At 63.0% G+C, this 25,194-nt stretch carries 22 protein-coding genes and 1 other RNA gene; 5 read left to right on the top strand and 18 right to left on the bottom strand.

From position 1 onward, the window contains the following. Positions 1–70: 70 nt before the first annotated feature. Positions 71–2,305 (top strand): TonB-dependent receptor family protein, encoded by a 2,235-nt coding sequence (locus tag CW354_RS13015; RefSeq protein ID WP_104830533.1) that lies wholly within the window; start codon positions 71–73, stop codon positions 2,303–2,305. Here the strand turns inward: CW354_RS13015 and CW354_RS13010 are convergent. Beyond that, entirely contained in the window at positions 2,294–4,420 is a 2,127-nt protein-coding gene (locus tag CW354_RS13010) for a penicillin acylase family protein (RefSeq protein ID WP_165793695.1), read from the bottom strand. The genes CW354_RS13015 and CW354_RS13010 overlap by 12 nt on opposite strands. Before the next feature lie 463 nt (positions 4,421–4,883). Further along, on the bottom strand, positions 4,884–6,431 hold the full coding sequence (locus CW354_RS13005; RefSeq protein ID WP_104830531.1) for a sodium-dependent transporter: 1,548 nt from the start codon (positions 6,429–6,431) through the stop codon (positions 4,884–4,886). A gap of 159 nt (positions 6,432–6,590) precedes the next feature. Here CW354_RS13005 and CW354_RS13000 point away from each other — a divergent pair, with 159 nt between their 5' ends. Next, the gene (locus CW354_RS13000; protein WP_104830530.1) at positions 6,591–6,959 is read left to right on the top strand and encodes an Hpt domain-containing protein; all 369 of its coding nucleotides are present in this window, start codon (positions 6,591–6,593) and stop codon (positions 6,957–6,959) included. A gap of 52 nt (positions 6,960–7,011) precedes the next feature. On the opposite strand, the gene rodA is transcribed toward CW354_RS13000, so the two are convergent. The 8 genes from rodA to miaA all read right to left on the bottom strand — a co-directional run bounded on the left by rodA (position 7,012) and on the right by miaA (position 15,272). Further along, complete coding sequence (gene rodA, locus CW354_RS12995; RefSeq protein WP_207764791.1) at positions 7,012–8,127, bottom strand: rod shape-determining protein RodA; 1,116 nt, start codon at positions 8,125–8,127, stop codon at positions 7,012–7,014. Positions 8,128–8,167: 40 nt separating this feature from the next. Then, the gene (gene mrdA / locus CW354_RS12990) at positions 8,168–10,111 is read right to left on the bottom strand and encodes a penicillin-binding protein 2 (protein ID WP_104830528.1); all 1,944 of its coding nucleotides are present in this window, start codon (positions 10,109–10,111) and stop codon (positions 8,168–8,170) included. A 3-nt stretch (positions 10,112–10,114) separates the two neighbouring features. Next, positions 10,115–10,627, bottom strand: a complete 513-nt coding sequence (locus tag CW354_RS12985; protein ID WP_104830527.1) for a rod shape-determining protein MreD — start codon at positions 10,625–10,627, stop codon at positions 10,115–10,117. A 3-nt stretch (positions 10,628–10,630) separates the two neighbouring features. Then, positions 10,631–11,566 carry a rod shape-determining protein MreC gene (gene mreC, locus CW354_RS12980; RefSeq protein WP_104830526.1) on the bottom strand — a complete coding sequence of 312 codons (936 nt, stop codon included), beginning with the start codon at positions 11,564–11,566 and terminating at the stop codon, positions 10,631–10,633. 69 nt (positions 11,567–11,635) lie between these two features. Beyond that, a complete protein-coding gene (locus CW354_RS12975; RefSeq protein WP_104830525.1) occupies positions 11,636–12,676 on the bottom strand; it encodes a rod shape-determining protein in 1,041 nt (346 codons plus the stop codon). 160 nt (positions 12,677–12,836) lie between these two features. After that, entirely contained in the window at positions 12,837–13,604 is a 768-nt protein-coding gene (locus CW354_RS12970) for a TVP38/TMEM64 family protein (RefSeq protein ID WP_104830524.1), read from the bottom strand. Between the two features lie 214 nt (positions 13,605–13,818). Continuing rightward, positions 13,819–14,283 (bottom strand): YybH family protein, encoded by a 465-nt coding sequence (locus CW354_RS12965; protein ID WP_133162307.1) that lies wholly within the window; start codon positions 14,281–14,283, stop codon positions 13,819–13,821. A 53-nt stretch (positions 14,284–14,336) separates the two neighbouring features. Beyond that, positions 14,337–15,272, bottom strand: a complete 936-nt coding sequence (miaA, locus tag CW354_RS12960; protein ID WP_104830522.1) for a tRNA (adenosine(37)-N6)-dimethylallyltransferase MiaA — start codon at positions 15,270–15,272, stop codon at positions 14,337–14,339. 18 nt (positions 15,273–15,290) lie between these two features. Here miaA and serB point away from each other — a divergent pair, with 18 nt between their 5' ends. Beyond that, positions 15,291–16,169, top strand: coding sequence for a phosphoserine phosphatase SerB (serB, locus tag CW354_RS12955; RefSeq protein ID WP_104830521.1), 879 nt, complete (start codon positions 15,291–15,293; stop codon positions 16,167–16,169). 4 nt (positions 16,170–16,173) lie between these two features. Here the strand turns inward: serB and CW354_RS12950 are convergent, their stop codons facing one another. The 3 genes from CW354_RS12950 to hflK form a co-directional block, all read right to left on the bottom strand. After that, the gene (locus tag CW354_RS12950; RefSeq protein WP_104830520.1) at positions 16,174–17,571 is read right to left on the bottom strand and encodes a Do family serine endopeptidase; all 1,398 of its coding nucleotides are present in this window, start codon (positions 17,569–17,571) and stop codon (positions 16,174–16,176) included. Between the two features lie 119 nt (positions 17,572–17,690). Beyond that, complete coding sequence (hflC, locus tag CW354_RS12945; RefSeq protein ID WP_104830519.1) at positions 17,691–18,566, bottom strand: protease modulator HflC; 876 nt, start codon at positions 18,564–18,566, stop codon at positions 17,691–17,693. After that, positions 18,566–19,741, bottom strand: a complete 1,176-nt coding sequence (gene hflK, locus CW354_RS12940; RefSeq protein WP_104830518.1) for an FtsH protease activity modulator HflK — start codon at positions 19,739–19,741, stop codon at positions 18,566–18,568. Before hflK ends, hflC begins: the two co-directional genes overlap by 1 nt. A gap of 152 nt (positions 19,742–19,893) precedes the next feature. Between hflK and CW354_RS12935 the strand changes: the two genes are divergently transcribed. Further along, on the top strand, positions 19,894–21,033 hold the full coding sequence (locus tag CW354_RS12935; RefSeq protein ID WP_207764790.1) for an Mrp/NBP35 family ATP-binding protein: 1,140 nt from the start codon (positions 19,894–19,896) through the stop codon (positions 21,031–21,033). Here the strand turns inward: CW354_RS12935 and CW354_RS12930 are convergent. The 5 genes from CW354_RS12930 to CW354_RS12910 all read right to left on the bottom strand — a co-directional run bounded on the left by CW354_RS12930 (position 21,030) and on the right by CW354_RS12910 (position 24,627). Beyond that, complete coding sequence (locus CW354_RS12930; protein ID WP_104830517.1) at positions 21,030–22,256, bottom strand: YybH family protein; 1,227 nt, start codon at positions 22,254–22,256, stop codon at positions 21,030–21,032. The genes CW354_RS12935 and CW354_RS12930 overlap by 4 nt on opposite strands. 152 nt (positions 22,257–22,408) lie before the next feature. Further along, entirely contained in the window at positions 22,409–22,942 is a 534-nt protein-coding gene (locus tag CW354_RS12925) for a dihydrofolate reductase (RefSeq protein ID WP_165793694.1), read from the bottom strand. Then, positions 22,939–23,424, bottom strand: a complete 486-nt coding sequence (locus CW354_RS12920) for a GNAT family N-acetyltransferase (RefSeq protein ID WP_104830516.1) — start codon at positions 23,422–23,424, stop codon at positions 22,939–22,941. The genes CW354_RS12925 and CW354_RS12920 overlap by 4 nt, the downstream gene beginning before the upstream one ends. Beyond that, positions 23,421–24,215: a thymidylate synthase gene (locus CW354_RS12915; RefSeq protein ID WP_104830515.1), complete on the bottom strand. Its 795-nt coding sequence runs from the start codon at positions 24,213–24,215 to the stop codon at positions 23,421–23,423. Before CW354_RS12915 ends, CW354_RS12920 begins: the two co-directional genes overlap by 4 nt. 154 nt (positions 24,216–24,369) lie before the next feature. Beyond that, the gene (locus CW354_RS12910; protein ID WP_104830514.1) at positions 24,370–24,627 is read right to left on the bottom strand and encodes a helix-turn-helix domain-containing protein; all 258 of its coding nucleotides are present in this window, start codon (positions 24,625–24,627) and stop codon (positions 24,370–24,372) included. Between the two features lie 105 nt (positions 24,628–24,732). Between CW354_RS12910 and ssrA the strand changes: the two genes are divergently transcribed. Next, positions 24,733–25,097, top strand: a transfer-messenger RNA (tmRNA) gene (ssrA, locus tag CW354_RS12905). Positions 25,098–25,194 lie beyond the last annotated feature (97 nt).

Genomic DNA, 25,194 nt, shown 5'->3' with positions numbered 1-25,194 from the left:
GGAAAGCTAGCCGGAGTGATAATCACTCGCAATTGCTGCACCCCTTTCACCTCGTGAGTCCCAGAGAGCCATGTCCAAAAATAGCCTGCGCTGCGTCATCGCCCCCCTCGCCGCCGTCACCGCCCTCGCCTCCTCGGCGGGCGCTGAGGACGCGCCGCTTGTTCAGGTGGCGGCCATCGACGAAATCACCGTGTTCGGCGCCGCCGGCGGGCTCGACGAAGTGCCGGGGGCGATCACCTATCTCGATGCGGAAGAGCTGGCGAAACAGTCCTACACCGACATCCTGCGCACCCTGCGCCGCTCGCCGGGCGTCAATATTCAGGAAGAGGACGGCTACGGCCTCAGGCCCAATATCGGTCTGCGCGGTTCGGGCTCCGACCGGTCGGCGCGCATCATGGTGATGGAGGACGGCGTTCCTATCGCCCCGGCTCCTTACGCAGCGCCTTCCGCCTATTATTTCCCCTATACGGGCCGCATCAACGCTATCGAAATCACCAAGGGCACGGGCGCCGTCAAATACGGACCGCGCACGACCGGCGGCGCGATCAATCTTTATTCAACGCCGATCCCGGATGAATTCGCCGCAGAGGCGCAACTCTATTTCGGCTCCGATGACGGCCGGCGTCTTCACGCATGGACGGGCGGGCGCGGCGATCTCGGCCCATTCGAAGCCGGCTTTCTTGTCGAAACCTTCCAATATGAAACCGATGGCTTTAAGCGCCTCGACGCCGGCGGGGACACCGGCTTCGACATTTCCGATTATGTCGTGAAAGCGGGCCTCTATACAAAAGACGGCGCCGCTGTGCCGCAAAGCCTCGAGTTCAAATATCAGCGTTCGGATGAAACCTCGAACGAGACCTATCTCGGCCTCACGCGCGCTGACTTTTCGGCCAATCCGCGCCGGCGCTATAACGGCTCGCAGAAAGACCAGTTCAACAGCGATCACGAAACCTTCCAACTCAGCTATTATGCAGAGTTCACGCCCGGCCTGACGCTTGACATCATCGCCTACCGGACCGAATTCGCCCGCGACTGGTTCAAGCTGGAGCGGGTCCTCGGCGTGTCCACCTCCGCCATTCTCGCCGACCCCGTCCTTTATGCGGCGGAATTTGAAAACATCCTCGCCCGGCCGGGCTTCACCGGCCCAGACGGCGCCCTCGAAATCCGCCACAATGCACGCGATTATTACGCCAATGGCGTGCAGGGCATTCTCACCTACAAAGCCGCCACCGGCGAGCTCAACCACACATTAGAGGCAAGCCTCAGATGGCACGAAGACGAAGTGGACCGGTTCCAGAATTTCGAATTTTTCCGGGCCGAGAACGCAGAACTTCTGCGCACCAGCGTCGGCGCGCCAGGCTCTGACTCAAACCGGGTGGAAACCGGCGAAGCGCTGGCGGTTTTTCTGCAGGACAATATCGACTGGGGACGCCTGCATGCGACGATCGGCGTTCGCATCGAAGACATCGACCTGACGCGTCTCGATTACGGGCGCTTGGATCCCGAACGGACAGGCGTTGACCTTTCAATTCGCGAAAATTCACTGACAGCTGTGACGCCCGCTTTCGGGATTGTCTATGACGTCACGGACGCGCTTTCGGTCCTCGGCGGCGTCTATCGCGGTTTCGCCCCGCCCTCGCCCGGCAATTCCACATCCAGCGAGGAGAAATCCACCAACTGGGAAGCGGGGCTGCGCTGGGCGCAAAACGGCGTGAGCTTCGAAGCCATCGGCTTCTTCAACGATTATGAAAACCTGCTTGGCACCTGCACCGCCTCCACCGGCGGCGGCTGCGCCATCGGCGATCAATTCGACGGTGGCGACGTGGATGTATACGGGCTTGAACTTACAGTAGGCGCCGACGCGGCGGCCTGGACCGGCGCGCCCTTCGCACTGCCGCTTTCCGCCATTTACACCTACACCCATGGCGAGTTTCAGACCGCGTTTTCGTCAGGTTACGAACCATGGAGCGATGTCAGCGTCGGAGACGAATTGCCTTATCTCGCCGATCATCAATTGTTTCTGACCGCCGGCGTCGAAGGCGACCGCTGGGGCGGCGAACTCGCCATGCTTTATCAGTCGGAACGCAGGACCGTCGCCGGACAGGGCCCCATCGCTGATGGCGAAAAACTCGACGCGCATACGGTCTTTGACCTGTCGGCCTATGTCAGGGTGTTCGACGGCGTCAGCCTGCGCGGCAAGATCGAAAATCTGTTCGACGAAGACTATATCGCCGCACACCAGCCTGCGGGCCTGCGCCCCGGCTTGCCGCGCACCTTCTGGATCGGTCTCGCCCTATCGCTTTAAAGCCGGGTCCAGCGTTTCGCGCATGACGGCCGCAGCTTCAACCTCTTCTTCGGTGAAATGAACCGACCGGAGATCGCCGTCGGCGAAGATCTCCCATTGCGAGCGCACGCCCTCCGGGCGGGCGGCGAAATTGCCGTAAGGCAGGATCGCCCGGGCGGACGGCGTCTCGCCGAACTCGATCGCCGCCACATAGGTGGTGCCGCCGATGAGTTCGAATTCGCCGTCCTCGCCGGGCGCGATCCAGCCGACGCGGAAGGCCCCCATATCGCCGGGCGCGACGCCGACCGGAATATCGACGCCGTCTCGCCGCACCCGCGCCAGCGCGCTCCAGGGAATATCGAGCGCGCCATACGTCTCTTCCATCATGGTCGCCGCCTTTTTGAGCGCCGCGACGGCCGCCTCTTTGTCTGCGATCCCGGCGGCCCAGGTCTCAGGATGATCGAAGGACCAGGGCGCGGCGTAAAAGCCGGGGCCGGGTTTGGCTTCCTGGAGCCAGAAGAAAAACAGGGCCGCGCCTTTGCTCTTCGGATCGACATGACGGTCCCAGGCTTCGAGGGTGGCGGCGGCCCGGTCCATCAGGGTCGAGCCGTCTTCGCGCGCGGCGGCGATGAGATCGGGCAGCACGCTGTCGGGCAGCGTCAGCCGCGTTGTCTGGCTGTAGTCGATCAACTCCTCATAGGTGATGCTGTCGTCGCCCATGAGCATTTCCAGGCCGTTTTGCGGCCGGCTCCTCATTAAGGGCTGAACGAAATCGGCAGGGTAATCGGAAGGGTCGAGAACCGGCGGCAAGGTGCTTGTCCAGGGCGGCTCGTTGGAGTTCTGCAAAAAGCCCGAGGGCGGATTGAAGTATTGCGGCAGTTTTTCAAACTGCACATAGCCTTGCCAGCGCAGATCAGGGTCGGCGCCGTCAAGCCGGCCGCTCCAGAGTTTCGCATCGCCCTTCTTGCGCTTCGGCGCAAGCGCATTGAAGAGGTAATAGATGTTGCCTGCATCGTCCGCATAGATCGTATTGAACATCGGCATTTGCTGTTGCGCCATGGCGGCGCGGAACTCATCAAGCGTCGAGGCTTCCGCCATCGCCCAATATTGACCGCCAAGGTCGAGATGCGCCGGCTCAAAGCCCGCAATGCGCATCACATAGGCCTTGTCGTCCGTAATCCGGAACACGGGGCCGGCGCTGGTGCGGCGCGTGACGATATCGCGCGTCTCCATCGCGCCCTCCGGTCCCCGCACTTTCAGCGAGACCTTTTCCTCGTCAAAGGGTTTGACGCCGTCCATATCGCGATAGCCGCCGTCGACCACATCGAACACGTAAGCATCGGCGCCGTCATAGGTGTTCACCGTATGGGTCCAGCCGAGATGTTCGTTGAAGGCGATGGCGAGAAACGGATTGGCGATCAACGCGACGCCGTAAGCATCGGTCTCGGGCGTTTTGACGTGCATTTCAAAAAACAAGAACAGATCGCTCCAGGGAAGATGCGGATTGGCGAGCAGCATGGCGTCGCCATTTGCAGAGCGCGAAGGCGCGACCGCCCAGGCGTTCGAGCCGGGCGTTTCTTCCTTGTCGCTCCCCTCGTCATCGTCTTTGCGCGGCGGCGCCAGCGCGCCGAAGTCGCCCCGGGTGACGAAGGTGATGTGAATGGCGCGCAACATATGGCCGAGGACGTCGGTCGGCTTCACCGGCAAAACCCGCTTCGCCTCTTCACTGATCGCATCGCCATGTTCTGCGGCGTAATCGTTCACGCCTTTCGCGAAAGCGTTGAGACGCGCTTTTGCTTCGGGCGTTTGCGCCTCGTAAGCGGCGTCGAGCATTTGCGGGCCGCCCAGCGTCCACATCAGCGCGTCGCTTTCGAAATATTGCTCGCCCCAATATTCCGCCGCGCGGCCGCGCCCCTGACCCAAAAGCGTCAGGACGAGATCCGGGCGTCCGCGCATCTGCGCCCAGCCGATGCCGTAAGACGCCGCCTCCACGCTGCCGGCGTCGATATGGGGCACGCCCCATTCGTCCCATGCAATTGCGAGCGAAGACTCGGCGGCCTCGTTCGCAGCCTGATCGGACCGTCCGCAGGCTGCGAGCGCGCAAGCAACGGCGACGATAAAAATTCGTTTGAACATGAGGCCTCCCAAGCGGCGTATTACCAGCGCGCCGATGGGGCGCTTCTTTTTCGTTTTAAAGCGTAAGCCGGTCAAAGGAAAAGGGCCGCTTGCAGTCAAGCGGCCCTTCATCCCTTTCGGGATCGCGATTTCGTCAGCCAACAGGCCTCGAGATCTCGATAAATCCGGCGGTCAAACGGCGTTCGAAGGCTGCTCCGAGACGCGCTCTTTCCACAAAGACCTCACTGGCTTCCTGAAATCACTCGACATCGGACCACCTCCTTTCGTTTGTTGAACCTAACCTGAAGCATGAAGCGCATCGCCGCAAATTGCAAGGGCCGAAAGGTTAACATTCCGGCTCCGGGAAGCGGCGCGCAAAGGGGCGGCCACGCCGCCTTTTCGCCATAAAATCCGTATAAGGACTACCCCCGCCCGAAAAAGCGCGGCCGTTTTTAGCGGCGGCCGCGCCTTCGCTCCACCGCGCTTATTGCGCCGCGTTCACCAGCATCGGGGCGACATAAGGCGCCCAGACCGTCGAATAGGCGATCACGAGAAAAATCCCGACCGGGCAAACCCAGCGAATGAGAAAGCGCCAGCGCTTAAACCAGACTTCGGACTGAAAGCCGATGGCCTCGCGCGCCGTCGAGGTTGAAACGATCCAGCCGGCGAAGACCGCCGTGATGAATCCGGCGATGGGAAGAATGAGGTCTGTCGTGGCGCTCAGGAAATCGAGAAGCACCATGCCTTTGAACAGCTTCATCTCGCCAAGCGGCTGCCATGTGTTCCAGAAGGTCGACTGGTCTTCGCCGTTAAGGCCCGTTTTCGGCACCTGGCTCAGCGCGTTGAGAACGCCGATGGCGAAAGCGGCGAGCCCCAGCCCGCCTGCGGAAAGAATCCGGTTATCGGCTTTCGATTGCTCATCCACCCATTTCGTCGAGGTCTCCAGAAGCGCGATCGAAGACGTGATCGCCGCAAAGAACGCCAGCAGGAAGAAAGCGAGTCCGAAAAGCCCGCCCACCGGCATGCCGTGAAAAGCCAGCGGCAGCGTCTGGAACATCAGCGTCGGACCGCCGCCCGGCGCCAGCCCCATGGCGAAGACGATCGGAAAGATGGCGAGCCCGGCGACGATGCCGACGCCCGTATCGGCGATGGCGACGAGACGCGCCGACCGCGGCAGCTTCTGATCCTCGCGCATGTAAGCGCCATAGGTGATCATCAGCGCGGAGCCGAGCCCGATGGAAAAGAACGCCTGGCCAAGCGCCGCCGAAATCACCGAGCCGTCCTGCAGGCCGTGCAGAAGGCCGCGGCGGACGGCGCCGTCGGCGAGCTCGGTGTCGTAAAGACGCACGCCGAGGAGGAAGTTCAACCCCTGACTGCTGTCGCCGGTCGCGAGGGCATAAATCAGGAGCACGATCAGCAGGACGAAAAAGGCCGGCATCAGATAGGTGACCGCCGTTTCGATGCCGCCTTTGATGCCGCGCATGACGATGAACACGGTGAGCGTCATAAACAGGGCGTGATAAATAATCATCCGAACGGGATCGTTGAGGAGCTCGCCCAGCTTGGCGCTCACCTGCTCGGCCGTGAGGCTTTCAAAAGCCGGCGCGATAATCCCTGCCAGCCCGTGCGCGCCGATGGAGGTGACGAGCCCGCCCCCGATCATCACCACATAGGCGAGAACCCAGCCGGCGATGACCGAATAAAAGGTTAAGATGATGAAGGCCCCGAGCATCCCAGTCCAGGACTGCAGCGCCCACAGCGGCGAGCGGCCCTCGGCTTTGGCGATCTTGACGACGCTGCCCACCACGGACATGCCGCCCCGCCGGCCGATAAAGAGTTCGGCCACCAGCACCGGCAGGCCGATCAGCGCGACGCAGATAATGTAAAAGACGACGAATGCGCCCCCGCCATTCTCCCCGGCGACATAAGGAAAGCGCCAGAGATTGCCGAGGCCGACGGAAGAGCCGATGGCCGCCATGATAAAGGCGGCCCGGGAGGACCAATGGGCGCCTTCGCCCGCAGTGCCTTGCATAGGATTACCCCTCAAAAACTTGATCGCCAAACTGGCGCATTCCGCGATTTTAGACAAATTTTTACGTTTGTTAGCAAATATTGCTCAAGCCTACCGCCGTAGAACGCTAGGAAAAACGGGGCGCAGCGCACTGCTGGGCCTTATTCGGGGACCGGGACATTGACTGAACCGCAGACAGTTGAGTCAGGGCATCTTCAGGTGGATCAGGTTAACAGCCTGGTGTCCGCCGCCGGCGTCGACGGCGCGCGGGCGATTCTCGACGCCTTCCAGCGCTCCACAAACGATCTTCTCGCCTCTTTGACGGAAGGCGTGCGGGGCGGCGCCCTCGACGACGCCAGCCGCGACGCCCATGCGGTGAAGGGCTCGGCGGCGAATGTGGGGGCGCAAACCCTGTCCGAAACCGCCGCGTTGATCGAAAAAGCCTGCAAGGCCGGCGACGCCGCCGCTGCGGCGGGCATGCTGGCCGAGGCGCAATCGATGTTCGATCTTTTCTGCGTGCATTTCGAAGCGCATCTCGAGCAGTTCTAAGCCCGCTCCAGGGCCCAGCCCGAAAATTCAGCCCCAAAATTCAGTCCGACCATCAGCCGAGCGAATCGCCGGACCGGTACATGTCCTGATCGCGATGGACATGGGCGCTCATCACAAAGCCGAAGCCGGCCATAATGGTCAACATGACTGTCCCGCCATAGGACACCAGCGGCAAGGGCACGCCCACCACCGGCGCAAGCCCCATCACCATGCCGGTGTTGATGAGGACATAGAGCGTGAAGGTCGCGACGACGCCGATCGTCGTCAGCCGCGCGAAATGCAGCTTTGTGGACATGGCGATGGAAAGCCCGGTGAAGATGATCGCCAGATAGACGAGCAGGAGCCCGATGGCGCCGACAAAACCGAACTCCTCCCCGAAGATGGTGAAGATGAAATCGGTCTGCATCTCCGGCAGGAATTTCAGCTGGCTCTGGGTGCCTTCCATGAAGCCCTTGCCGTCAAGCCCGCCGGAGCCGAGCGCGATTTTCGACTGCAGCAGGTGATAGCCCTGCCCCAGGGGATCGCGCTCGGGATCGAGGAAGGTCAAGATCCGGTTCACCTGATATTCTTTGAGGATGTCGAAGCGATAGGCGCCGTAGGCGGCGGCGACGCCGCCGAGAACGCCCGCAAGGCCGATCCGCCAGGAAAGACCCGCAACGAAAATGATGATCGCGCCGGTCGCCCCCAACAAAAGCGCGGTGCCGAGATCGGGCTGGATGAAAATCAGGCCCACCGGCGCGCCGACCATCAGCACCGGCGGAATGAGATAAAGAATGTGCGAAACCTGCTCCGCCCTGAGGCCGTGATAGTAGCGCGCAAGCCCCAGCACCAATCCGATCTTCATGGCTTCGGAGGGCTGGAACTGCAGACCGCCGAATTCGATCCAGCGCCGCGCGCCCATATTCACTTCGCCGATGAACGGCGTCAGCGCCAGCGCGATCAGCGCGGCGAAATAAATCGGATAGGCGAGCGCCATCCAATAGCGGATCGGCACCATGGCGATGCCGACCATCAGGCCGAGCGCCGCCACGTACCGCATGCCGTGCTTTAACGCCCAGGGCTCCCAATTGCCTTCCGCAACGGAATAGAGCGTGACGACGCCGGCGCCGGCGATCATCGTCAAGAGGATGATCAACGGCCAGTGAAGCCTCGAGAGTTTGTCTCTCACGCCGCGGCGCCGTCCGGGAAGAATGATCGAGGACATCGGATCAGCTCTCCCTCGGGCTCGGCGCGCGCGCCAGGGTGCGCGGATCGAGCGGCGTGCGCGAAGCGGGATCTTTCTCCGCCACGGCCTTCATGATGTCGCGCGCTTTCGGCCCCGCGGCGCGCGATCCGCCGATCCCGTGTTCGACGACGACAGAGCAGGCGTAACGCGGATTTTCATAAGGCATGTAAGACACAAACAAGGCGTGGTCGCGCCGCGCCCAGGGCAGGTCTTCTGGCTTGTCGAGACCGCGGGCGCGGTCTTCCGCCGTAATCTGATACACCTGACTGGTGCCCGTCTTGCCAGCCATCTGCCAGTCCGGATCTTCGATGCGCGAACGCGCCGCCGTTCCCCATTCATTGGTGACGGCGTTCATGCCGGCGTGCACGACGGAGAGATAATCGTGATCGACATCGATCGGCGCCGCCTCCGGCGCGGGCAGGACGAGATCGCCCACCGCGCGCACAAGCCGCGGGCGCACGGCGCGGCCCGTGGCGACACGCGCCGCCATCACCGCAAGCTGCAGGGGCGTCGATGTCACATAGCCCTGGCCGATGATGCAGGACAGCGTTTCGCCCTGAAACCAGGGCTGCTGCGCCGGATTGCCGGCGAAATATTGCTTTTTCCAGTCGCGGTCGGGAATGACTCCGCGTTGCTGGCCGGAAATGCCGAGTTCGTAAGTCTGGCCGAGGCCGAAATCGCGCGCCGTTTCCGCAAGAAGGTCGATGTCCAGCGTTTTGGCGATTTCGTAAAAATAGACGTCGCATGAATGCTTGATCGCGCCCTTCATGTCGAGCGTGCCGTGGCCGCCGCGTTTCCAGCAATGGAAATAGCGGTTGCCGTACCACACGCGGCCCGGGCAATAGGCGGTCTCGCTCGGTTTCATCCCGGCCCGTTGCGCCGCAATGGCCGAGATCACCTTGAATGTCGAGCCCGGCGGATAAACGCCGGAAAGCGGCTTGTTCAAAAGCGGTTTGTACGGACTTTCATTGAGCTCCTTCCAGAGCTGCGGATCGATGCCGACATTGAAATCGTTCGGATTGAAGGCCGGCGTCGAAGCGAGCACCAGAATGTCGCCGGTGACGACGTCGATAACGACCGCCGCGGCGCTTTGCGGTTCGTCCGGCATGCGCTCGCCCGGCACGGACAGAACCTTCATGGCGTGCGCCTGCAAGTCCGAATCGATGGTCAGCGCCAGCGTCTTGCCCTGAACCGGCGGCACCGCGCTGTCGACCATTTCCTCGATCACGCGGCCATGAGCGTTGATCTTGACGTTCATCGCGCCGGCGGCGCCGCGCAGTTCTTTTTCGTAAGTGCGTTCAAGCCCTTCCCGGCCGACCTTGAAGCCGGGCTGGCGCAGGAGGATGCGCTCGTCGTCGCTTTCCTGCGCGGCGAGGTCGCGCTCGGTCACGGCGCCCACATAGCCGATGACGAAAGCCGCTTCGGCGCCATGCGGATAATCGCGGGTCTCGCCCACATCGGGCAGAACGCCGGCGAGATGCGGCAATTCGAAATTGATCTTTGAAAAATCTTCCCAGGACAAATTGTCGGCGATCTGCACCGGCGTGAAGGCGCCGCGCCGGCGAATCTCGCGCATGATGCGCGCGCGCTTGTCTTCGCTGACGGGCGTGATCTTTGAAATTTTGTCGAGCGCCGCATCAACGTCGCGCGCCTGTTCGGGCACGAGAAGAATGCGGAAATTCTTGCGGTTGGACGCCAGCGGTTCGCCGAAGCGGTCGACGATCTCGCCCCTCAAGGGCGTCAGAATGCGTTTGTTGAACTGGTTGTTCTGCGCAAGGTCGCGATATTTCTGATGCTCCGCGATCTGCAGCTGATAAAGCCGCGCGCCAATGCCCGCGAAAAACAGGCTGACGCCGCCGCCGAGAAGCACCGTCCTGCGGCTGACGATTTCCTGGCGTTCGGGATCGTGAGCGTTGACGCTGACCATCCTCTACGCCTCCACCAGAACGCGGCGGTGCAGCTCGCCGAAAGCGATGCCGAAAAGCGGGTAAATAAGGACCGTCGCCGCAAACTGCAGCAGGAGGTGACGCACGGGCAACAAAACGCCGGACATGAGGCTCATTACAAGCCACAGGATAAGCCCCGCGCCGGCGGAAGCCAATGCAAAACCGAGCCAGACGACCTTCTGCTCGCGCCCGAGGAAATAGGCGCGCTGCGACATCACGATATACTGCGTGACAAGGTAAACGGCGGGCCACAGGCCTAAAGGACCGCCGGTTAACAGGTCCTGTAAAAGACCGATCATGAAAACGCTCAAAGGCGGCAGATAGTCCGGTCCGTAAACCGACCAGAAAAAGACGATCACGAGCGGCAGGATCGGCGTCGGCGCGACGCCTTCAAACAGACGAATGGGCGCGGCGAGAACGAGAACGCCGAGAACGCCGAGCAGGGTCGGCGCGGCTGCTTTAAAGAGCCGGAACAAGGTCTCCGCGCGATACCCCATGGCCTAGCCCTCCGCCGGGGTCTGGCGCCCGTCTTCCTGCGCGGCCTCGGAGGTTTCGTCAGTCTCCGCGGTCGCGCCGTCCGCCGTCACATGATCGATCGCCGGGAACGCATAGTTTATGACGCGCACCATGCGGGTGCGCGCGTAATTGGCGTAAAGGTCGACCGTAATCCCGCCGCGGGTTTCGCCCTTAACCGTGCCCACGGGGAGCCCCCGCGGCAGCGCGCCGCCCGCGCCCGAGGTCAGGACGCGCTGATCGGGTTCCGCCTCCACATCGTCTGCGCTCGCGGTGAAGCTGATCACCGGGTTGGAGCGGGTGTTGCCGACGAGAATGCCTTCGACATCGGCGCCTTCGATATAGACCGGAATGCGGCTTTGAATGTCGGTGAGAAGAAGCACGCGCGACGCGTTGCCGCCCGCCTCGACGATGCGGCCCACAAGGCCGGCGTCGTTCACCACCGCCTGGCCGACCTCGACATTATTGGCGCGGCCGGCGTTGACGATCATCGAGCGCGCGAACGCGTCGTTCGCTTCGCCGATGACGAAAGCGCTGATCGGCTGGGCTTCCGGCGGCGCGGCGTAATTTTGCAGCGCTTCATAGGTGGCGACGGTCTCGCGCAGTTCGAGCGCTTCGTTCATCCACTGGCGCAGTTCGGCGTTTTCTTCGCGCAGCGCCTTGTTCTGCTCCATCACGTTGAAATAGTCGCCGACCGAGCCCATGACGCCGTTGACGTAAGCGACAGGCCCCGCGATCAGCGACAGGACCGGCGACGCCGCGTCCATGACGCCTTCGCGCGCCTTTTTGAAAACCGACGCCTGCGCCGAATAAAGGCTGGAGAGCAAGAGCAGAACGGAGACGAGAATGAGCAAGACAAGGGTGAACCGGGAATGCGCCCTGCGTCCCAGCCCTTCCCGTCTGTCCTGACCCAGATAATCCATGCTTTGCGAACGGTACCGTATTCTACTTTGACGACGCCTTCGTTCGCTCAATCCAAGACGCCAGCGCCTTTAGATCGCGGACGAAAGAACGCCGCGCATTGCTTTCGTGTTTTCCAGCGCCGCGCCCGTGCCGAGCGCCACGCAGGAAAGCGGGTCGTCGGCGACGGAAACCGGCAGGCCGGTCTCATCGCGCAACACCTGATCGAGATTCTTGAGGAGCGCGCCGCCTCCCGTCAACATGATTCCGGTGTCGACGATATCGGCGGCGAGTTCCGGCGGCGTCGCTTCGAGGGCGACTTTCACCGCCTCGATGATCGAGCTTACCGGCTCCGCCAGGGCTTCTGCAACTTGCGCTTCGCCGATTCTGACCTCTTTCGGGACGCCGTGCATCAGATCGCGGCCTTTGATTTGAATTGTCGTGCCCGAGCCTTCGGTCGGGATCATGGCCGAGCCAACCTCTTTCTTGATCCGCTCCGCCGAGGCTTCGCCGATCAGGAGGTTGTACATGCGGCGGATATAGCCGACGACCGCGTCGTCCATCTTGTCGCCGCCGACGCGCACCGAGCGCGAATAGACAATGCCGCCGAGCGACAGGACCGCGACTTCCGTGGTGCCGCCGCCGATATCGACCACCATGGAGCCGGTGGGTTCGGTCACCGGAAGCCCGGCGCCGATCGCGGCGGCCATGGGCTCTTCGATGAGTTCGACCTTGCGGGCGCCGGCGCTGAGCGCCGATTCCTGAATGGCGCGGCGTTCGACAGCCGTGGCGCCGGAGGGCACGCAAACCACGATGCGCGGGCTCGCGAAAGAGCGGCGGTTGTGAACTTTCTTGATGAAATGCTTGATCATCGCCTCGGCGACTTCGAAATCGGCGATGACGCCGTCGCGCATGGGCCGGATCGCCTCGATTTCGCCGGGCGTCCTGCCCAGCATTTCCTTGGCTTCGTTGCCGACGGCGCGCACGATTTTCCGTCCGCCGCGCGATTCAATGGCGACGACCGACGGCTCGTTGAGGACGATCCCCCGGCCTTTGACGTAAACAAGCGTGTTGGCCGTGCCGAGGTCGATGGCCATATCCGCGGAAAGCATGCCGAACAGTGTGGATAGCATTGGGCTGGTCCTATGCGTGGGTGCTGAATGTCACCGACGGTCTTATCCTTAATGCGTTCCTAAATCGTCAACAAAGCCCCGATTTCCGCCTTTTTTGCGGGGCCCTGCAGCATGCGCGGATTCACGCATTAACAGGATTCTCAAGGAGGCGACGGCTTTCTTAATAAACATTTTCACGTCTCCGGAGGCGGCGATAGAGCCAGCGCATGAGCAGAAGAAAGCCCAGCCAGCCGACGATCACCAGGGCGATAAGGCCGAGATTGCGCGGATCGCGGCTTGTGAAGAATGCGAGCACGCTGTCCATTTCCGTCTGAAGCGCATTCGGATCGGGAAAGAGCGCGGACAGGACGGCGATAAAGGCGATTTTCGGGACGATGCCGATCCCCGTCCCGGTCCAGAATTTCCACATGGGGATATGGGCCGCGCCCGCCGCGGCGTTGACCACGATGAAGGGCGCGGACGGCACCACGCGCACAAGGCCCGAGGCGAGAATGCCGTGGCGGCCGATGAAATCCATGGTGCGCTGCACCCTTTCCGCCCCGAAGCGGCGCACCCAACGCCCGCCCAGAAAATGCCCCAGGCCGAAAGTCAGACTGGCGCTCGCCATAGTCGCGATCCAGGAATAAATCGCCCCGTTTCTCGGCCCGAAAACGATCACCGTCGCGGTGATGAGACCAATCTGGGGAAAACCCGTCAGGGCGAGAAACATGAAGATCGACACCACGCCGACCACCGCCCAGCGCGATTCCGCCGCCTCCATGACCAGTTGGCGCAGCTGGCCGTCTTCGTTGAGATCGAGCCATTGCTGGCCGAACACCAGCATCAGCACCACAAAGACGAGGAGGATCACGGAAACCGCCAGCGAGGTCATCGCCTTGGCGTCCATGGAGGTTAAAAAGCGCCCTAAACGGCGCAGGAACTCGACCATACCCTCGCGGTCCCGCTTACGCTGACCCGGCTGTCGCGCTTGTCCGCTGCGATCGCCGTCCGGCGCGCCCGGCTCTTCCGGCCCGGCGCTCAATTGTCCCCGAATAGACCGCCGTCCACCCCCTGGCCGGTCCGATATGCTGCGTGATTTAATAACGTCCGGTCCCCCTAAATGCAATCAGGACGAGCGCCCCTGACCGGCGGCGCGCCACGCCTCAGGGCTTTTTCTCCGCCTCCGGCGCAGGGTTTGTGTTGCCGATATCCGCTACGAATTTCCAGTCGCCGTCCGCTGTCTTGCGCCAGACGGAGACATATTTGCCGTGCTGCTCGACCGGACCGGCATCGCCCTCGGCCGTGTAGACGAAGCGCCCCCAGGTAAAGCCGAAATCGCCGCTCCCGGACGCCATGCCTTCAACCGGCGCCCAGCTTAAATGCGCGCCATCCGGCCATGCTGAAAATCGTTCGATGAGGGCGTCGCGACCGGCATAGGGCTGGACGCCTTCGGGAAACATCCGCACGTCTTCGGCGGCGTAAGCCGCGAACGCCGCCGGGACGCCTTCCGCCTTGGCCATGTCGGCGAAAGCGCGGTCGGCCGCCATCATGTCCTCGACAGGCCCCGCCAGCGCCGGACTGGCGGCGCAGAGCGCGATAAACGCAAAGCCGAAAGCAAATCTTTTCATCGGTTCGATCTCCCATTTCGCATGCAAGCGCGCCCACAGGAGACATCATGGGCCTATCCGGCCCCGGCCGCCAGCCGTTTCCGGATTGCGGCGACAGCGGCCTCGGCGGTTTCGGCGCGCGGCCAGTAAGACGCCTGATTGCGGAACCAGGTGAGCTGGCGCTTGGCGTAGCGCCGCGTGTTCTGCTGCAACAGCGCCAGCGCCTCATCCCGATTGAGCTCGCCTTTCAGGAGCCCGGCGATCTCGGCGACGCCGAGCGCCTTCATCACCGGCAGGGCAGGATCGAGGCCGCGCCCGATCAGCGCGCGCGCCTCTTCGATGGCGCCCTCCTCCAGCATCGCCGCCGCCCGGGCGTCGCAACGCGCATAGAGAACGTCGCGCGGCGGCTCGATGACGATGCGCGCATCGACGCCCTCAATCAGCGGAACCGGCGCTTGCATCTGAAAATGAGAGATCGGCTTGCCCGTTGCGGCGAAAACCTCCCAGGCGCGTTTCAAACGCTGGGCGTCGCCTTCCGGCAGCCGCGCCATGGCCGGGTCCTGCGCGACGACTTCTTCCCGGAACGCCGCCGAACCCAGGTCTCGCCAGCGCGCCTCTGCTTTCTCGCGGATTTCCGGCGGCGCTTCCGGGATGGGCGACAGGCCCTCTTCAAGGGCGCGGAAATAAAGCCCGGTGCCGCCGGCGACGATCGCCGTTCCGCCCTCCTGGCTGATTTCGTCAATCGCCGCAGCGGCGAGCCGCGCCCAGCGCCCGGCGGAACAGCGCTCGGCGCCGTCGAGCACGCCATAGAGCCGGTGCGCCGCCGCGCGCTCGTCCTCAGCGCCGGGCCGCGCCGTCAAAATCCGCAAATCGCGATAAACCTGCATGGCGTCGGCGTTGACGATGGTTGCGCCCGGGGTCCCGCCCAGCGCTTCGGCGAGCGCCAGCGCCGCCGACGACTTGCCCGAGGCGGTCGGCCCTGCAATAAGGACGGTCCTCGCCCGTTTCATGGAGTCGTCCGTACCCGTATGACTTTTGTCATTTCCGTTATCGCCAATCCGGCAAACCCGACCATTACCCCGCCGCTTCTCGACCGCCTGGCCGAAACGGTCAAGGGCGGCGCGCCCGTGACGCTGTCGGAAGGCGCCGCTTACGACATATACGTTCCGGACCTGCCCGAAAATACGGGCGACATCTTCGCCATCGGCCGCGAGGAAAGGGTCGACGTCAATATCGTGCCCGAGCGCAGCCGGCGCAAGAAGCTCCTGATCGCCGACATGGATTCCACGATCATCCAGCAGGAATGCATCGATGAGATCGCGGAATACGCCGGCAAACGCGACGAGATTTCGGCCATCACCGAAAAGGCGATGCGCGGCGAGCTGGATTTCGAAGGCGCGCTCCGGGAGCGCGTCGCCATGCTGAAAGGCCTTTCCGAAAGCGTTCTTCAGGAGACGTTCGACAAGCGCATCACGCTGACGCCGGGCGCGGAAACCCTCGTCAAAACCATGAACGAGGCGGGCGCGGCGACGGCGCTTGTCTCCGGCGGCTTCACCTTTTTCACGTCCCGCGTCGCGGTCGCCGCCGGGTTCCGGCACAATCAGGCCAATGAGCTCCTGGTGAAGGACGGCGAACTCTCGGGCGAGGTGCGCGAACCCATTCTCGGACGCGCCGCAAAAGAGGAAGCGCTGGTGCGCCTGGCGGAAGAAAACGAGATCGATCTCGCCGAAACCATGGCGGTCGGCGACGGCGCCAACGATCTTTCCATGCTGGACCGGTCAGGGCTCGGCGTCGCCTTTCACGCCAAGCCGGCCGTGGCCAAGGCCGCCCGGGCGCGCATCCATTACGGCGACCTCACGGCCCTTTTATACCTGCAAGGGCTGAAGGACGAAGAGTTCGTACGCTGACGAATTACGGCCTTAAAGATTCGTAGAACAGAAGATCGCCGCGCTGGACGTAGATCTGCACCGGCCCGCTGTTGAGATTTTTAAGCTTGCCGAGCTTGTCCACCGCCGCGGAAGGCCGCGTCACGCGCTCCCAGCCGATTTCGAGAATGACGTCGCCCGGCTGCAAAACGATCGCCGCGTCGCTTTCCGGATCGACAGCCGTCACCACGACACCCTGAATAGTCGCCGGCAGACCGTAGGCCTGACGGATTTCCTCGGTCGGCTCCTGCAGCGTCAGCCCCGAGCCCTTGGCCGCATTCGCCGGCAGAACGCCGCCGGCATTCGCCGCCGCCAGCATGCGCGTTTCGCGCCGGTCGATGCGCACCTGAACGGTCATGCGCCGTCCGTCGCGCAGGATTTCCATAGGCACGGTGGCGCCGATGGGCGTGTCGGCGACCTCGCGCGTGAGATCGCGCACGCTCGCTATGTCGCGGCGATTGAATTGGAGGATCACGTCATTGGGCTCAAGCCCGGCGTCGGCGGCGGGACTGTTCGGACGCACCACGGTGACGACCGCGCCTTTGGGCGCGCGCAAATCGAGCGTCGCCGCAAGCTCCGGCGTGACATCGTCAATTGAGACGCCGAGCCAGCCGCGCCGGGTTTCGCCATATTCCAGCAATTGCGTCACGACCGTCTCGGCGAGATCGGCGGGCACGGCGAAACCGACGCCCACGGAGCCGCCAGTCTGGGAATAAATCGCGGTGTTCACGCCGACGACCTTGCCCTGAAGGTCAAACAAAGGACCGCCGGAATTGCCGCGATTAATGGCGGCGTCGGTCTGAATGTAATCGTCATACTGGCCGGAATTGATGTCGCGGTTGCGCGCAGAGACGATGCCGACCGTCACCGTGCCGCCAAGACCGAAAGGATTGCCGATGGCGATCACCCAGTCGCCGACGCGCGCCGCATCGGAATCGCCGAAATTCACATAAGGAAACTTGCCGCCGCCTTCGATCTGCAAAACCGCAAGATCGGTTTCGCGGTCCCGGCCTTTCAAACTCGCGGACAACTCGCGCCCGTCATGCAGCGTCACGGTGATTTCGTCGGCGTTGTCGATGACGTGGTTGTTGGTGACCACGATCCCCGAGGCGTCGATGATGAAGCCGGAGCCGAGGGACACGGCGGGCCGGTCGAATTTGCGTTGCAGCGGCGCCAGCTCGCCGCTCGCCTTGCCGGCGCGCGAACGCTGGGCGGATGAAATGTTCACCACCGCAGGCGTCAGATTCTCTGCAAGATCGGCGAAGCTTTCCGGCGCGCCGCGCGCCGCCGCCGCTTCGATCCCGGACGCGGCAAGCGCGCCCGCTGCGGTCAACCCCGCCAAAAGCCCCCGAAACGCACTCTTGAACGTACCCTTGCGCGCCATAACCGCCTCTATTTTCCCCGAGACAAAACCCTTATCGCAAACAGGTTAACGCAAAGCCGCCCGCCCGCAAACGGTTAGGCGAAACGGCGCGCCTGGGCTCGCCTGCAGGGGCCGGCGCCTTACTGGCGCTGGCCCTGCAAGTTATTGAAGTACCGGAAGAATTCGCTGTTCGGCGAAAGCAGGATTGTGGTTTCGCCGTTCTGCAGCGCCTCTTCATAAGCAAGAAGAGACCGGTAAAAGGCGAAAAATTCGGGATCCTTGCCGTAAGCGGCGGCGAAAATGGCGTTCCGCTCCGCATCGGCCTCGCCGCGAATGGTCTGCGCCTGTTCTTCGGCCTTGGCCTTGATTTCGATCACCTGACGGTCCGCCTGGGCGCGGATCTGGTTCGCCCGCTCGTTGCCTTCGGAGCGATATTGCTGGGCGAGCTGACGGCGCTCGGCGATCATCCGCTGGAACACCGCTTCGGAGTTGGTTTGCGGCAGATCGGCCCTGCGGATTTTGACGTCGATGATTTCAACGCCGAGAGGACGGGCCGAGGTCGTCAACTCTTCCTGAATCTGCGCCATCAATTCGCTGCGCCGTTCGGAAACGATTTCATCCACCGTGACCGAGCCGAGCTCCGCGCGGATCGCATCCTCGAGAATCGAGCCGAGACGGCGTTCGCCGCGCTCTTCATTGCTGACGCGTTGATAAAAGAGCAACGGGTCGGTGATTTTGTAGCGCGCAAAAGCGTCGACGATAAGACGCTCCTGGTTGCGGGCGATAATTTCCGTCGGCTCCTGATCGAGATTGCGGTTGCGCTGGTCAATGAACCGCACATTCTCGATGAAGGGGGCTTTAAACCGCAGCCCCGCCTCCGTGTACTGATTTTTCGGTTCGCCGAAGCGGAACACCAGCGCCGAACGCGTTTCCGGCACGATGAACGCCGAATTGAAAAGAACGAAAAGCAGGATGGCGGCGGCGACGCCAATGAGGGAAAGTGGTAGCTTGCTCATTAGTTGCTCCCTCCTTGTTGTTGCTGGCGGCGCACCTGATCAAGGGGCAGATAGGGCACGACGCCGGAACCGGCGCCCTCCTCCACGATGATCTTGTCCATGTCGCCCAAGACGCGCTCGACGGTTTCCAGATACATGCGCTGGCGCGTGACTTCGGGCGCCTGCGCATATTCGGCATATATCTCGTTGAAACGCGCGGCCTGACCGCGGGCGTCCGCGGTGCGTTCGGCCGCATAGGCGCCCGCTTCCTCCAAGATGCGCTGCGCCTGGCCGCGCGCTTCCGGCACGACCTGGTTGGTGTATTGGCGCGCCTGCTGGATCACCGTCGCCTGGTTCTGTTCGGCCGCCTGCACGTCGCGGAACGCTTCGTTGACCTCATCGGTCGGCGGCTCGGCAAGCGTGAGGTTGACGCGGCTGATCTCGATCCCCGCCTCATAGGCGTCGAGCGCGGTCTGCATGAGCTCCCCGCTCTCCTGCGCAACTTCGGCGCGGCCGTCGGTCTGAACATAATCGAGCGTGTTGCGGCCGACGACTTCGCGCATGGCGGCCTCGCTGATCATGCGGACAAGAATTTCGGGATTGTCGATGTTGAAAAGATATTTTGCGACGCCGGGCAACTCGTCGCCCTCTTCGGCCACGCGCCCGGATTTGATTTTCCATTGCACGACGAAGGCGACGTCGACAATGTTTTTGTCTCCGGTGAGCATCAGACCTTCCGGCATGGCCCCGCCGCGCCGCGCCGGCGTCGCCGGAATCGACATTTCATTCTGGGTTTCGACCGGCGCCTTGCGCACATTCTGGATCGGCGTGGGCAGATGCCAATGCAGCCCCGGCCCGGTGACGTTCTGAAATTTTCCGAAGGTCGTCACGACCGCGAGCTCTTTGGTGTCGACCTGATAAAAGCCGCTGATCATCCAGAGCGCGACAAGCGCGCCGGCAATCAGCCCGCCGGTGGCGCGGGTGAACTGAAAGCCCCCGCCGCCGCGACCGCCGCCGCCGCCGCGGGGAAAGGCGCGTTTCAGGCGCTGGCGCGACGCCTGAAGCAGGTCTTCAAGGTCGGGGGGCTCGCCGCCGCCGCGTCCGCCGCCATTGTTGGGGCCGCCATTGCCTCGGGGCGGCTGGCCCCAGGGGCCGCGGCCGCCGCCGCGATTGCCGGAATTGTCTTGCCAGGGCATTGAAGCCTCTCTCTCGTGAAAATTTTACGCCGCGCGCATTTGTCTGACGCATGCGCCGGTGGAAGAACCTTGCTGGGCCCGTATATATGTTACCGAATCCGCCGGGCGCAACGCGCCTGCGACGCTTTTTTGAAGGATTTCAAAGGCCAAAAGTGACCGACACCCTGATCATGCGCGTCCGAGCGGCGCTTTCCGCCATCAAGGACCCGGCGAGCGGGCGCAATATCGTCGCTTCCGGCGCTGTGCGCGGGCTTTCCGCCGACGAGGACGGCGTCGTGCGCTTCACCCTGGAAGTCCCGGATGGGGACAGGGAGAAGGCGGAAGGCATGCTCGAGGCGGCGAAAAAGGCGGCCGGCGCGGTTTCCGGCGTCGCGCGGGTGAGCGCCGTCGCCACGGCTCACAGCGCAGCCGGGACCGCCGGGGCTCCTTCCACCAGCCCAGCGGGCGGGCGCCATTCCCCGCAGAACACGCAGAGCGCCCATGAGAACCCCTTTGGCCTCAAAAAGGACAAGCCCCGGATCGAGGCCGCAGGCGAAGCGCTCGACGGCGTCAAATCCGTGGTCGTCATCGCTTCGGGCAAAGGCGGGGTCGGCAAATCGACCATCGCCGCCAATCTCGCCGTGGCGCTGGCGAAACAGGGGCTCAAGGTCGGGCTCCTCGACGCCGACATTTACGGGCCGTCCGTGCCCACTCTCTTCGGGATCACTGAAAAGCCGGCGATGCGCGACAACAAGATCGTGCCGCACGAGGCTTATGGCGTGAAGCTGATGTCGATCGGCTTTCTCATCGACCCGGAACAGGCGGTCGCCTGGCGCGGACCCATGGTGATGGGCGCGGTGCGCCAGCTGATCAGCGACGTCGACTGGGGCGATCTCGACATCCTCCTCATCGACACGCCGCCGGGCACCGGCGACACGCATATTTCGCTGATCCAGACCAAGCGCCTGTCGGGCGCGGTGATCGTCTCGACGCCGCAGGAAATGGCGCTCGCCGACATGCGCCGGGGCGTGCACCTGTTCCGCCAGACCGAAACGCCGGTGATCGGCGTCATCGAGAACATGGCGTGGCTCGAAACCCCCGACGGAACGCGGCAATATCTCTTCGGCGAAAGCGGCGCGCGCAAGGCGGCCGAGGCGCTCGGCGCGCCATTCCTCGGCGCGGCGCCGCTTTATCCCGATTTGCGCGAAGCCTCGGACGAAGGCCTGCCGCTCGCTGCGGGAGACCATCCGTCTGCGGAGGTTTTCGGCGCGCTCGCTGAAAAAATCGCGGACGCCGCCCTGAAGAACGATTAGTTCGTCGCCGGATCGGCGCTTGTGTGATCGTGCACGATCCGCCAGGCGCCGCCGTCGCGGCGCATCACCAGCGAAAAGACGCCGCTTGAACTTGCGTCGCTGCCGGCGAGATTGAAACGCCCCGTCGCCACGGCGACGTCGTCGGTGACCATCTTCACATCGATATTATCGAAAGAAAGCCGGCCCAAACCTTCGCCGCCGCCATAGCGTTCGCGATAGCGCTTCAACGTCGCATCCCAGCCCTTGGTGATATTGACGCCGGAAACGAATTTCAGATTGTCGCTTTTCCAGTAGCCGTCCATGAAGCCGTTGAGGTCGCCCTCGTTCCAGGCGGCGGCCTGCGCCATGAGGCTCGCGCGAATGACCTCGCGCGGCGTGCGCAGTTGTTTGTCGGCGTTCGCCGTTTTCTCAGGCGCTTTTTTCTCCGGCTGGGCGGCGGGCGCCGGCTCCGCCGCTGCGGCTTTTTCCGGCGCGGGGTCTTCCGCCGCCGGCGCCGCTGCGGCGGTCTGAGTCACGGGCGTCGCCGCTTTCGGCTCTTCGGGGGCGGCGCCGGTGAGACGGCCCATGGAATCGGGCTGCGCCTCGCCCGGCGTCGTTTCTGCCTGGCTCGCCACAAGCTGGGCCGGTTCGCCGGACGTATTTTCAAGTCCCGGCTGGGCCAAGATCTGGTTCATTTCCTCTTCAAGCGCTTCGGCCTCTTCGCCTTCCTTTTCATTTATGGCGACGAGCGCCGGCTCTTTTTGCTCCGCCGTCATGGGCGCGGGCGACGGAGCCTGCGCCGTTTCGTCGGAGCCGGTTTGTGCTTCAGGAGCGGGCGCGGCAGGCGCCGGCTCGGCCGCACGCGCTGAAGCCGGCTGCACCGGGGTCGCCGGGCGCTTGCTCTCAACGACGTAGTCCGATGAAGGCGCAGCCGCCGTGTCCGCGCGCAGGGCCGGCGCCGGCCCCGAACAGGAGAAACCGGCCGAAGCCAGATTATCGACGAGCTCCTTGGCTTTTTGGGCGCAGAACGCGTCGGAATTGTCGGCGTGATAGGGAACCGAAACATTGTCGGGTCCGCGCGTATAGCGAACGTCGCAGCTTTCGCCGACCTCGCCGGGCGCGATCACTTCGATAATACGCGAATCGCCGCCGCGCGCGCAGGTCGTTTTATTTTCCGCGCCTTGCGCCGCGCCGGCCGCAAAAAACGCCGCGCTGAGCGCAATGATTGAAACCGCCCGTTTCATGATCCCCTCCTCCGTCCTCTCTTCTTGGAAGCGCCGTTTCAGGCGCCGGCGAAAGCTTAACGCAAAAAGCCGCGCCGGCAGGGGCCGTAAGCGCTTGAATGATTAATTTACGCCCCAATCCTTAAACGCCGGGTCGCCAAAATCCCTAAAAATCAGCGCTCTTTGGCCGGGATTCGGCCCTTGCGGTCGAGAATGAAAAATTCGCAAGCATGCTCGTTCCTGTCGTTTTTCGGGCATCCGCCCATGCGGGTCTCCGCCCATTCGCCCGAATCAAGCGCGGGGAACACGACATCGCCTTCGACCTCCGCATCGACGCGCGTCAGGTAAATGCGCTCGGTCTGGCGAAGCAGCTGGGAGAAGATATCCGCCCCGCCGATAATGCTGATCTCGTCAGCGGCGCCTTCGACCGCCGCAATCCGCGCAAGCCTGAGGGCGCCGTCGAGGCTGCGCGCGAGGAAGACGCCTTCCGCGAGGAAATCCGGCGAGCGCGTCACCACGATATTGTCGCGGCCCGGCAGCGCCTTGCCGATGGATTCAAAAGTCTTGCGGCCCATGATCATGGGCTTTCCCAGCGTCGCCGATTTGAACCATTTTAGATCGTCGGAAATCCGCCAGGGCAGCGCGTTGTCGGACCCGATGACGCCGTTGCGCGCCATGGCCACCACCATGGCGAGACGCGCGTTCATGACGCCGCCCCTGCAAGATCGCTGAGCGCGTCGCCCGTCAGGCGATAGACAGTCCATTCATCCATGGGCGCGGCGCCGAGGGATTTGTAAAACGCAATGGACGGCGCGTTCCAGTCGAGAACCGACCATTCAAGGCGCCCGCAATCGTTCTCGACGGCGATGCGCGCCAGTTCGGCGAGGAGCGCCTTGCCCGCCCCGGCGCCGCGGCGATCCTCTTTCACATAGAGGTCTTCGAGATAAATCCCGTGCTTACCGAGAAAGGTCGAGTAATTGAAAAAATACAGCGCGAAGCCGACCGGCGCGCCGTCCTCTTCGGCGATCAGCGCAAAGGCTTTCGGATTGTCGCAGAAGAGCGTGCGAGTCAGATGGTCCGGCGTCGCAACGGCCTCATGGGAAAGTTTTTCATAAGCCGCGAGCTCCCGGATAAAGCCGAGAATAAGCGCTTCGTCGCCTTTGACCGCGTTTCTGATGGAAATGCTCATACCGCCACCGGCGCCTTGATATGGGGCTGTGCCTCATAGTCTTCAAAAGCGATGTCTTCGAAGGCGAAGCCGAAAATGTCTTTGACATTTGGATTAAGAACCAGCTTCGGCAGCTTGCCGGGCTTTCTTGTCAGCTGCTCGCGCGCCTGGTCCTCATGGTTCGCATAAAGATGCGCGTCGCCGAGCGTATGGACGAACTCGCCGGGTTCGAGATTGCAAACTTGCGCGACCATCGCCGTCAGCAAAGCGTAAGAGGCGATGTTGAACGGCACGCCGAGAAAAACATCGCCGGAGCGCTGATAAAGCTGGCAGGAGAGCCGCCCGTCCGCGACGAAAAACTGGAACAGGCAGTGACAGGGCGCCAGCGCCATGCGCTCGAGATCGGCGGGATTCCAGGCGCTCACCACCAGCCGGCGCGAGGCCGGATTGGTTTTAATCTCATCGACGACCCAGCTGATCTGGTCGATGGCGCGCCCGTCCGGCGCCGCCCAGGAGCGCCATTGCCGTCCGTAGACGGGGCCGAGATCGCCCTTCTCATCCGCCCATTCATCCCAGATCGAAACGCCGTGTTCTTTCAAATAGGCGATATTGGTGTCGCCGGCGAGAAACCACAATAATTCGTACACGACGGATTTCACATGCAGCTTCTTGGTGGTGAGGAGCGGAAAGCCGTCGGCGAGATCGAAGCGCATCTGATGGCCGAAGACGGCGCGCGTGCCGACCCCGGTGCGGTCGAGGCGACTGTCGCCCGCCTCCAGAACGCGGGCCAGCAATTCCAGATATTGTTTCATGGCCGTTACCTTCCCGGACAGGATTAGGCGCGTTTCGGGCGATTCGCGCCAGCCGTTTCCGCGAAAGTTTTCCCCATGGCGCGCCAGGCGAGGCGGCGGTTTCGCCGCGCCTCCTCCAAGCGTGCGGGGGCTGAGCCTGCCGCCCCGGCGCCGCTTAGGCGGCCGGCTCGACCGCCTTTTCCTGCTTGTCGATCATGTGAATCTTGCGGTTGGGGCCGTTATAGTCTTCGACCCCTTGGGCGATGGCGTAGCAGGCGAGCCGCACCGAGCGCGGGATCTTCACCTTCTCGCCGTCGCGCTCGCCCTTTTCGTAATACTGGATCATCCGGCGCTTCAGGCCGAGCAGGTTCGCTGCATCCTTTTGGGACAGACCCAGCGTTTTGCGCCACTTCTTGAAATCGCCTGATTCCATCGCCTTCGCCCCGAAGCTCGAGCCCCCGCTCGCTCCTAGCGCACATAATGCATGGATATTACAGAATCTTGACATTTCAGCGCTTTTTCGCGGCTTAAAGCCCGCGCTCTTTAAATTTTCACCCGTCGCGCCTATATTCGAAGGGCCCGCGCAAGCGGGCTATGGCGATAAATGACCCGTGCAATAACCGTATCGGACCCGGGGGCGGTACCCGGCGGCTCCACCAAAACCCCTCTCTCGCGGGAGGCTTTGACGGGGCCGAAATAGGATCGACGAGCGTCTAAAGACGGTGTTTTCGCCCGGTTTGCCTCCGTTATTTGGCTAAAACTGAATAGTTGCCAACGACAACTACTCGGAAGAACTCGCTCTCGCTGCATAACGCGGCTGAGCAGTTCGCTTGACTGAAGTCCTGACGCCCTTCCAAGCGTCAGGCGGGGCCCCCCGGCGCCTGGCAACAGAAGCCGGGGACTTTATTTTTTCCATTCCGCAGCAAAGACGATGCGCCTGACGAAAGCCGGCCTTCTGGCCTCTTGGGCGCAAGCCCGCTACAACTGCGCCAGAAATGGA

This window comes from Hyphococcus luteus (assembly GCF_002943565.1).
In the GTDB taxonomy this organism is placed as follows: domain Bacteria; phylum Pseudomonadota; class Alphaproteobacteria; order Caulobacterales; family Parvularculaceae; genus Hyphococcus; species Hyphococcus luteus.
Note: the sequence above shows the minus strand (reverse complement) of the source record. Positions and strands in the feature narration are given on the sequence as shown.

What these genes read in the sequence shown, in the direction of transcription:
- CW354_RS12985 (WP_104830527.1), bottom strand. Translation starts at nt 10,627, where the DNA reads ATGGGGTATCGCGCGGAGACCTTGTTCCGGCTCTTTAAAGCAGCCGCG.
- CW354_RS12970 (WP_104830524.1), bottom strand. Translation starts at nt 13,604, where the DNA reads ATGGTCGAGTTCCTGCGCCGTTTAGGGCGCTTTTTAACCTCCATGGAC.
- CW354_RS12950 (WP_104830520.1), bottom strand. Translation starts at nt 17,571, where the DNA reads ATGGCGCGCAAGGGTACGTTCAAGAGTGCGTTTCGGGGGCTTTTGGCG.
- mrdA (WP_104830528.1), bottom strand. Translation starts at nt 10,111, where the DNA reads ATGGTCAGCGTCAACGCTCACGATCCCGAACGCCAGGAAATCGTCAGC.
- hflK (WP_104830518.1), bottom strand. Translation starts at nt 19,741, where the DNA reads ATGCCCTGGCAAGACAATTCCGGCAATCGCGGCGGCGGCCGCGGCCCC.
- CW354_RS12920 (WP_104830516.1), bottom strand. Translation starts at nt 23,424, where the DNA reads ATGAGCATTTCCATCAGAAACGCGGTCAAAGGCGACGAAGCGCTTATT.
- CW354_RS13010 (WP_165793695.1), bottom strand. Translation starts at nt 4,420, where the DNA reads ATGTTCAAACGAATTTTTATCGTCGCCGTTGCTTGCGCGCTCGCAGCC.
- miaA (WP_104830522.1), bottom strand. Translation starts at nt 15,272, where the DNA reads ATGAAACGGGCGAGGACCGTCCTTATTGCAGGGCCGACCGCCTCGGGC.
- serB (WP_104830521.1), top strand. Translation starts at nt 15,291, where the DNA reads ATGACTTTTGTCATTTCCGTTATCGCCAATCCGGCAAACCCGACCATT.
- mreC (WP_104830526.1), bottom strand. Translation starts at nt 11,566, where the DNA reads ATGGATTATCTGGGTCAGGACAGACGGGAAGGGCTGGGACGCAGGGCG.
- CW354_RS12965 (WP_133162307.1), bottom strand. Translation starts at nt 14,283, where the DNA reads ATGAAAAGATTTGCTTTCGGCTTTGCGTTTATCGCGCTCTGCGCCGCC.
- CW354_RS12915 (WP_104830515.1), bottom strand. Translation starts at nt 24,215, where the DNA reads ATGAAACAATATCTGGAATTGCTGGCCCGCGTTCTGGAGGCGGGCGAC.
- CW354_RS12910 (WP_104830514.1), bottom strand. Translation starts at nt 24,627, where the DNA reads ATGGAATCAGGCGATTTCAAGAAGTGGCGCAAAACGCTGGGTCTGTCC.
- CW354_RS12930 (WP_104830517.1), bottom strand. Translation starts at nt 22,256, where the DNA reads ATGAAACGGGCGGTTTCAATCATTGCGCTCAGCGCGGCGTTTTTTGCG.
- CW354_RS13015 (WP_104830533.1), top strand. Translation starts at nt 71, where the DNA reads ATGTCCAAAAATAGCCTGCGCTGCGTCATCGCCCCCCTCGCCGCCGTC.
- hflC (WP_104830519.1), bottom strand. Translation starts at nt 18,566, where the DNA reads ATGAGCAAGCTACCACTTTCCCTCATTGGCGTCGCCGCCGCCATCCTG.
- CW354_RS12925 (WP_165793694.1), bottom strand. Translation starts at nt 22,942, where the DNA reads ATGAACGCGCGTCTCGCCATGGTGGTGGCCATGGCGCGCAACGGCGTC.
- CW354_RS13005 (WP_104830531.1), bottom strand. Translation starts at nt 6,431, where the DNA reads ATGCAAGGCACTGCGGGCGAAGGCGCCCATTGGTCCTCCCGGGCCGCC.
- CW354_RS12975 (WP_104830525.1), bottom strand. Translation starts at nt 12,676, where the DNA reads ATGCTATCCACACTGTTCGGCATGCTTTCCGCGGATATGGCCATCGAC.